This window comes from Halobacillus sp. (genome assembly GCF_049282395.1).
Taxonomy (GTDB): domain Bacteria; phylum Bacillota; class Bacilli; order Bacillales; family Halobacillaceae; genus Halobacillus.
In genome coordinates, this window is sequence record NZ_JBAPTY010000234.1 from 1 (window position 1) to 2,377 (window position 2,377).

Annotated in this window: 2 protein-coding genes; one reads left to right on the plus strand and one right to left on the minus strand. The window is 44.2% G+C overall.

Annotation, left to right across the window (positions count from 1 at the left end; all coding sequences use genetic code 11):
* Positions 1-338 precede the first annotated feature (338 nt).
* Positions 339-1,523, plus strand: coding sequence for a M20 metallopeptidase family protein (locus tag WAM07_RS10220; protein ID WP_422166554.1), 1,185 nt, complete (start codon positions 339-341; stop codon positions 1,521-1,523).
* Here WAM07_RS10220 and WAM07_RS10225 read toward each other — a convergent pair.
* Positions 1,520-2,227, minus strand: coding sequence for an EcsC family protein (locus WAM07_RS10225; protein WP_422166556.1), 708 nt, complete (start codon positions 2,225-2,227; stop codon positions 1,520-1,522). The two genes, WAM07_RS10220 and WAM07_RS10225, sit on opposite strands and share 4 nt — an antisense overlap.
* Positions 2,228-2,377: the final 150 nt, after the last annotated feature.

Here is a 2,377-nt window from a genome sequence, read left to right on the forward strand (position 1 = left end):
CCGGGGTGGCGGAGGAAACGACGAGACTCCCGCGGGAGAAGGAGCGAGGCGAGACCCCACAAGGAGTGTTAACGACTGAGGAGGCTTGCCAGTTCCCCCGCAGGAAAGCGAGTTGTTTCTGTAGCCGCCCTCATCCTTTCTTGGCAACGGACCCGAGTTATCTCAAAACTGAGTCTTCAAGTAATGGGAGCTTTTCTTGAAGAACACTAGAGATTTAGCAAAGTCTTTTTGTAAAGAATAGACCTTTCATTTTTTAGACTAATCTAATTTGTTTGAGAATTAGGGTTACTTATATTACACTTTATGCAATCTATAGAAATCATAGGAGGAAGTTACGAATGTGGAATGACGTCTTTCAAGCAATTGATGAACAATATGAACAAATGGTTCAAACCCGCAGACATCTGCACCAGCATCCTGAAGTCTCTTTCTATGAAGAAGAAACTGCCCAGTACATTGCAGATACATATAAACGTTTAGGGGTTCCCTACGAAAAAAAAGTAGGCGGTAATGGAGTGCTCGCTACACTTGAAGGTGGAAAACCTGGAAAGACAGTAGCCTTAAGAGCGGATTTTGATGCTCTTCCGATACAGGAAGAAAACGATCATCTTGAATTCAAATCCCAAAACGACGGGGCTATGCATGCATGCGGTCACGACGGCCATACTGCAGCTCTGCTGGGTCTCGCCGAAGCACTTGTCCCTTTTCAAGAAGAGCTTCCCGGCACAGTGATCTTTCTGCATCAGCACGCCGAAGAGTATGCCCCCGGTGGAGCCAAGCCAATTGTGGAATCCGGAAAACTCGATCAGATCGACGCTGTATTCGGTACTCACTTATGGGTCAACACGCCCACTAATGTCATTGAAACAGCGAAAGGACCCTTCATGGCCGGAGCAGACCGTTTTGAAATTGTAATCCAAGGTAAGGGCGGGCATGGAGCACAGCCGCACCAGACGAAAGATGCGATTGTCATTGCCTCTCAGCTCGTCACTTCTTTACAGCAGGTGGTCAGCCGCAGAGTGGATCCACTAAAAACAGCTGTCTTATCTGTAGGAACATTTGAAGCAGGCCACACATTTAACATTATTGCCGATTCGGCTAAGTTGACTGGTACAGTCAGAACGTTTGATCCTGAAGTACAACAGCTGATCATTGAAGAAATGGAAAAAATTATAAAAGGTACATGTACGGGCTATGAAGCCGACTATTCCTTTAATTATGAAAAAGGCTATCCGCCAGTAGTCAACCACGAAGCAGAGGCCGAACTTGTCCTTCAGCGTTCTCACGAAGCAGACAACAGTCTCCGCACGCAAGAGGTGGAGCCGGTGATGGCTGGTGAAGATTTCGCTTATTATCTACTGGAAAAGCCCGGCGCTTTCTACTTTACCGGAGCTCAAATTCCCGAGCATTATTATCCGCACCATCATCCGAAGTTTGATTTTGATGAAAAAGCGATGAACCATGCCGCGAAAACTTTATTGCAGGCTTACCGAAGCTACCAGGAAAAGCACCAGAATTCTTAACTATTCAGCAAACGGAGGCGGCTGGCATTTTTAGTCGTCTCCCCTAAATGCTGAAGCAGCCTTCCATTTGCGATAAAACCCACAGCAGCTCCTATTCCCGGAAAGAGCTGCAGCAATTTCACGAAATCCAATGTATCCCGGTATTCAATCTGCAGCGTTTTCCAATCAATTTGTTTACGGCTTTGTGGAATCTGCTCCCAGTCCAATACCACATCTTTCATAGACCTCCTGGCATCATCACTGGAAAAAGCCAGCATGAATACATTCAGCAAAAATACTTTTTCTTCATATGAATCCACATTAAACCCATAAAGTTGTCCTGCATCAAACAAGAACTTCATTTTGATACTAAGGAACAAAGGAAAATCTGCCAAACCGAGCCAAAATCCGCCGAAACCCGTTCCTGCTCCCTCAAAAGCTGCAGTCTGTTTATACTGCTTTAAAATTTCCTCTAACCTTTGTTCTCTTTCCTCTAAAGTCCATTCAGGATTTACTTCCAATGGACGAACATACTCAGAAGTTGTAAGAGCTGTTTCAATCATCCTTCGAATACTTTCTGTCACCACGTTATGGACTTTGTCCGGGATTTTGGTGTTAACAGCCGCCTGGACTCTTTTCGATTGCCTCTGCATTAAAGATGATCTTTTTTCTAAAGAACGTCTCCAGCGTAAAGCTTCCTTAAGCGCTTTTTCTTCATAGTTCACAAGTAACACCCCTCTTCATTCAGATATCTTCATCATACAATTAAACACACTTCAAAGCCTCCGAAGCAGAACATCCATAAATTAATGAAACAGAAATATATTACTCAACATTCTATCTACCTTTTCACAAATACCTTATTAAACAATAGG

Coding starts and splice junctions, on each gene's coding strand:
- WAM07_RS10220 (WP_422166554.1), top strand. CDS start 339: ATGTGGAATGACGTCTTTCAAGCAATTGATGAACAATATGAACAAATG.